A 4940-nucleotide genomic window follows, 5' to 3' on the forward strand; every position below is an offset into this window, starting at 1 on the left:
TCGCGCAGCGTGGCCGTAGGCCAGGTGGGGGAATGCGTCACAAAATCTGTTCAACTATCCGTTGACTCCTGGAGCACCTTTGTAACTTGTTCAACCTCTAATTCTAAAGCTTGGGCAACTTGTTCTACGGTTAACCCCAACGCTAACAACCGAGGTATCGACTTTAATTTCCCTTGAATTTCACCTTCAAGTCTACCTTCTTGTATACCTTCAAGTCTGCCTGCTTCTATACCTTCAAGTCTGCCTGCTTCTATACCTTCAAGCCTGCCTTTTTTTATACCTTCAAGTTTACCTTCAGCTAAAGCCTCCTGATAAACTTTGGTTTGCCGTAAATCACTTAAGCTAAACATGGCTTCTATCTCCGTGCGACTGAGTTTGGGTAACTTATACACCAGTATGGTCTCTATTAATTGTAGAAGTTCTCGCTTTTGTGGTTCATTGTCTACCTCCTCAGTGGTTCGTTGAATCAAGTCTTGAGCAAGTGAGATCGCAGTATCTTCCTCGGCTACAATTAGCTGTACTGTAGCTATACCCACCGATGGTGCAGAGGTCTCGGCTAATTCATCGAGATAAATCCGAGATACCCTTGGGGAATCGACTAATTCTTGATATTGTTGAGTTGCTCCTTTATCGACATTGCGGCTCGGGTAAATCACCACACCACGCCAATCATTGCTGATTTTGTTTTTGTTTAAGTACATGAAAATTTCGCTAAAGAAGCGGGAGTAAAATTGAGAGTCCCTCTGAAATTGGACTTCTACAAAATAAATTGGTTGTTGGGCTGTGGTAGTTGTCGGCAGGAAGACCCCATCAATTCTAAAGGCTAGTTGTTTGACTTCCACAGAGGCGAATTGATAAGCTTGTGCTTCTGTAGGGGAATGGTTAATTAATTCAAAGAAGATGCTGGGAAACGATTGAAACAGGCGATAGAAGATGGTATCGGTTTTCACATTTTTGTCATTACTTAACTCTACCTATAGTAAGGGTAATGGGTAATGGGTAATCGGGAATCGGGAATCGGGAATCGGGAATCGGGAATCGGGAATTGGTGGCACAGGCTTCGATGTATTAGCTGTTCGCGTAGCGTGTGCGTAGTGCATTAGCTTACGCTTTTCTCTGAAAGAGAGGCTACGCAAACGCTTTTTTTTATTACCTCTAAAACTTCTCCAAAAAAAAGTTTAAAAACCCTTGACAAATAAAAATATAATCATTACAATAATCAGTATAGAAGCACAAAGAGTTTAAGTTTCGACTTATGTCAAAAAAAATCAAACAAAACCTCAAGAAACAACCTGTTGAGCACACTCTCAAAGGTCCTCGTCAAGCCGTAATCCATAGTATGCAAAGGTTTTATTCCCTTGGTTATGGGGAGATTGCCGACTGGAGCCCTTTGGAACCTACTGAAACGCCAGGGGAAGTGAGGACAACCATGATGAAGTATTGGCTGTTGCCATAACACTTTGTCTTGATGCAGTCGCTCATGGGGGAAACCCCCAAGACCGCGCTGCATCGCTAAATTTCTGGGGGGGAAACCCCCCCTGGCTAAGGCTGCGGTCTGGTCGAAATAGAATCACATCAGTGTTGGTTTGGGAACTTAGTGACATAAGTCATTTAAATAGCCGTGGATAGTATTTCTACGGCTATTTTTTTTACAAATTACCCACTCAGCAAGATTTAATGAGGACATGCTAAAACAGGGTTGGTATTCACCATAGTTATATCCAGCTTGTGCTGACAAGCATTATCTATGCCAAATCTGACCCTGGAAAGGAATCCCTGTGTCTTAGTTGTAGAAAACGATCAAATATTGGCGGAACGGCTGAGTCAGGACTTGAAAGAAGCAGGTTATCATACCGTCATTGCCCTTGATGCCTCCATGGCTTGCCATCAAGCCAGTGAACTCCAGCCAGCAATGGTGGTTGTGGATAGAGCACTTTCAGGAGAATCAGGGCTGAGATTATGCGATCAGCTCAGACGTGAAGGCTCTCGCGTACCTGTAATCATGCTGATGGCTCATGACCGAGTAGAGGATCGAGTGGCTTGTATAGAAGCAGGAGCTGATGATTATTTCCTGAAACCCTATCGTAGTGAGCCATTTGTGAAAATGGTGCGCCTTTATCTAGAGCCAAAAACAGGAGGCTCCGAGCAGCTGAGGTTTGGAGAACTAACCTTAGACCTAAGCCAGCGTAGAGCCATGCGCAATGGACGGGTGATCGATTTGACCATGAAAGAGTTTGAACTGCTCAAGTATTTGATCAGCCATCCCAGGGAAGTATTAACTCGCGAACAAATTTTGGAAAATGTTTGGGGTTATGACTTTATGGGAGAGTCCAATGTCATCGAAGTCTATATTCGCTATTTACGTATCAAGATAGAAGATGAAGGTGAAAGGCGATTAATCCAGACAGTGCGTGGTGTTGGTTATGTGTTGCGGGAGGCTTAGGGTTGTGGGTATGACGTTTCAAATCACTCTATGTTCAATAGCACTAAGTATTTTACTGATGGGCTGTTCAGCAGGGTCAGTTCCAGAAGACATTACAAATAGTAACTCTGTCAAATCTGGTCAACCACCAGCAACAGCGCCATCAGTATCACAATCACCAAGCAAATTAGGTCAAATGTTACCAATTTCTGCTGAAGCTGAGATCGCAGGTGAGCGGATTGGGCTGGAAGTGGCACAGACCCGTGAGCAAAAAGCAATGGGTTTAATGTATCGCCTATCTCTAGCACCGGATCGGGGGATGTTATTTGGCTTCGACCCACCACGGCGTGTCAGCTTTTGGATGAAGAATGTTAAAATCGATCTCGATATGGTCTTTCTAAGAAATGGGGAAGTAAAAGCGATCGCAAAATCTGTCCCCCCCTGCGAAACCGATGAATGCCCTACCTATGGTCCAGGAAGGGAAATTATTGACCAAGTGATTGAACTTCGTGGGGGACGTGCAGCTGAACTGGGTCTGAAAGTAGGTGACCAGATCACTGTCAAGTTTCTGGATGGCAGTACTACCCCACCTAACTAATATAGCGCTACGCGCAAGTTAGAAGTCAGAAGTCAGAAGTCAGCTTAGACTTACGTTTCGGAGTTTAAGGATGTCAAACATCGAGGTGCTATATAAAGCATCAAGTTTTTTACTATCATCCCTATAAATAAGCTTCAGCTTACTACTAATAGTTTAATGCTTACCTCTGTCGTGGGGCTTCTGGCGGATTAAGCTAAATTAGGGTAATCTTTCCTAAGACAGATGTAAAAAGCTCGCAAATGACTATACCCTTGATTACTAATGGCTACCCTTGACATAATTAATCAAGGTTGGGAAAACAAGGGTAGGGGTGACGCTACTGAGTCTTAGCGGTAAATCGCTAAGTTAATGGTGTGAGAAAGTGCTCTATGATAGCGTACACCAGAGTTTTTAACTTGACAGACGCTTGTTAATCAAGCGCCTTAGGGAGTGTGTGTTTAAATTTGTCGAATTTTACTTGACTTAACCATATGAGCTTGGAGGGTCTTGTCAACTCACTGTGTTGGCTAGGTCTAGGGGTGATGCTAGTGGGGTATTTCATCTCCATACTGGCAAGACACATAATATTGCTGTTCTAGGTTGACGAAAATCTCAGGTTGGCAGTGATTTAGGACACAGGTAATCAGCCTCTTAACCCTGAAAATTTATACAGGGATACTAGAGTGCTAGTCCTGTCATCCTAAATCCTAGTCGGGTGATGATAGGGAAAGTTAACTCCTTTCCTATGGGATTAATTATCCTTAAAATCTTAAAACCTTCAAATTTCCTACTGTTTCGTTTGTCAGGTATAACCGACACTCGTAATTTCCTAGTGGACAGATGAGATAGTGGCTACTGATGGTTTACACATTCAGATTACTAATTCCAAAATAGAGCCTATTAAAGGAGGTGAAAGCAAACTAATTATGGCACCAAAAACTTATACAAAATTCTTGCATTTTCTCCAAGAAGAGTTAGCAATTTCCAGAGATTCCATTGCGATCGCACTACGACACCGGGAACAAGACCCAGGACTTTTGCCAATGATTCTTTGGCAGTATGGTTTGGTAACTCTGGAGCAATTAGATAAAATTTATGACTGGTTGGAAACAGCCTAGAGCCTGAGCAATCAGGGAGGAGTAGGCAAACTATGTCTAAGGAGCTATGTCTTTGGGTTAAAATCTCCCTAAGACAAATTTATAATTCTACTTTGTCCTTAACTATTTATCCCCTTATCAAAAAGAGCGGTTTGATAAGTGACTCGCTCTTTTTGTTAGATCTTGGCTATCCGAATGTAAGTATCAATGTAAGTATTCAGCCTACCGCTATCAGCTATCAGCCATTCATACTATGCCTGTAGCCCTTCAGCGGACTGCTGATAGTAAAATGCTTACAATGAAAGTCTAAATGAACGAGTCATAATGGGTAGTAAGATAACTAATGGGGTTGTACTACTTTGAAACGAACAATCGTAATACTCGCTTTTGGCTTAATCTTAGGAATTTTTATCTCACAGTTTATTCCACCAGCCACAGCTTCTATAACTGTTGTAGAATCGCGGATTTCTTCTGTTGAATCTGAGATAATTAACTTGAGATTTAAACTCAATCAGTTAGAGACTCAGTTACGTCAGGTCAGCCAGTCAAGTCCTAATAGTAACCGGCTCAGTCAAAACCAGGGACCATCACCAACTGATAGCTATAGCAGGGTAGACGCTGAGCACCCGATGTTTAAGCGTCTCGCTACCTTAGTAATAGAACTCAAGGAACGGGTTAATCGATTAGAAGAAGAGGTATTACCAAAAGAATGAAGAATGAAGAATGAAGAATGAAGAATGAAGAATGAAGAATTAAGAATTAAGAATTAAGAATTAAGAATTAAGAATTAAGAATGAAGAATTAAGAATTAAGAATTAAGAATTAAGAATTAAGAATTAAGAAT

7 protein-coding genes are annotated in these 4940 nt (G+C 42.0%); 5 read left to right on the plus strand and 2 right to left on the minus strand.

Going from position 1 to position 4940, the window contains the following annotated elements; translation table 11 throughout:
• Positions 1–50: 50 nt before the first annotated feature.
• A complete protein-coding gene (locus AC4II3_RS31205) occupies positions 51–950 on the minus strand; it encodes an Rpn family recombination-promoting nuclease/putative transposase (protein ID WP_488016387.1) in 900 nt (299 codons plus the stop codon).
• Between the two features lie 24 nt (positions 951–974).
• A complete protein-coding gene (locus tag AC4II3_RS31210) occupies positions 975–1100 on the minus strand; it encodes a hypothetical protein (protein WP_488016389.1) in 126 nt (41 codons plus the stop codon).
• Between the two features lie 155 nt (positions 1101–1255).
• Here AC4II3_RS31210 and AC4II3_RS31215 point away from each other — a divergent pair, with 155 nt between their 5' ends.
• The 5 genes from AC4II3_RS31215 to AC4II3_RS31235 all read left to right on the plus strand — a co-directional run bounded on the left by AC4II3_RS31215 (position 1256) and on the right by AC4II3_RS31235 (position 4809).
• Positions 1256–1456 (plus strand): hypothetical protein, encoded by a 201-nt coding sequence (locus AC4II3_RS31215; protein ID WP_488016391.1) that lies wholly within the window; start codon positions 1256–1258, stop codon positions 1454–1456.
• A gap of 291 nt (positions 1457–1747) precedes the next feature.
• On the plus strand, positions 1748–2443 hold the full coding sequence (gene nblR / locus AC4II3_RS31220; protein WP_488016393.1) for a response regulator transcription factor NblR: 696 nt from the start codon (positions 1748–1750) through the stop codon (positions 2441–2443).
• Between the two features lie 10 nt (positions 2444–2453).
• Positions 2454–3020: a DUF192 domain-containing protein gene (locus AC4II3_RS31225; protein WP_490723012.1), complete on the plus strand. Its 567-nt coding sequence runs from the start codon at positions 2454–2456 to the stop codon at positions 3018–3020.
• Positions 3021–3925: 905 nt separating this feature from the next.
• Positions 3926–4117, plus strand: a complete 192-nt coding sequence (locus tag AC4II3_RS31230) for a DUF2949 domain-containing protein (RefSeq protein WP_070396710.1) — start codon at positions 3926–3928, stop codon at positions 4115–4117.
• 338 nt (positions 4118–4455) lie between these two features.
• Complete coding sequence (locus tag AC4II3_RS31235) at positions 4456–4809, plus strand: hypothetical protein (RefSeq protein WP_488016397.1); 354 nt, start codon at positions 4456–4458, stop codon at positions 4807–4809.
• Positions 4810–4940 lie beyond the last annotated feature (131 nt).

It is taken from the genome of Moorena sp. (assembly GCF_982860115.1).

Excerpts from the sequence above, each read along its gene's own strand:
- AC4II3_RS31210 (WP_488016389.1), bottom strand. The coding sequence starts at position 1,100 with ATGCACTACGCACACGCTACGCGAACAGCTAATACATCGAAGCCTGTG.
- AC4II3_RS31215 (WP_488016391.1), top strand. The coding sequence starts at position 1,256 with ATGTCAAAAAAAATCAAACAAAACCTCAAGAAACAACCTGTTGAGCAC.
- nblR (WP_488016393.1), top strand. The coding sequence starts at position 1,748 with ATGCCAAATCTGACCCTGGAAAGGAATCCCTGTGTCTTAGTTGTAGAA.
- AC4II3_RS31225 (WP_490723012.1), top strand. The coding sequence starts at position 2,454 with ATGACGTTTCAAATCACTCTATGTTCAATAGCACTAAGTATTTTACTG.
- AC4II3_RS31230 (WP_070396710.1), top strand. The coding sequence starts at position 3,926 with ATGGCACCAAAAACTTATACAAAATTCTTGCATTTTCTCCAAGAAGAG.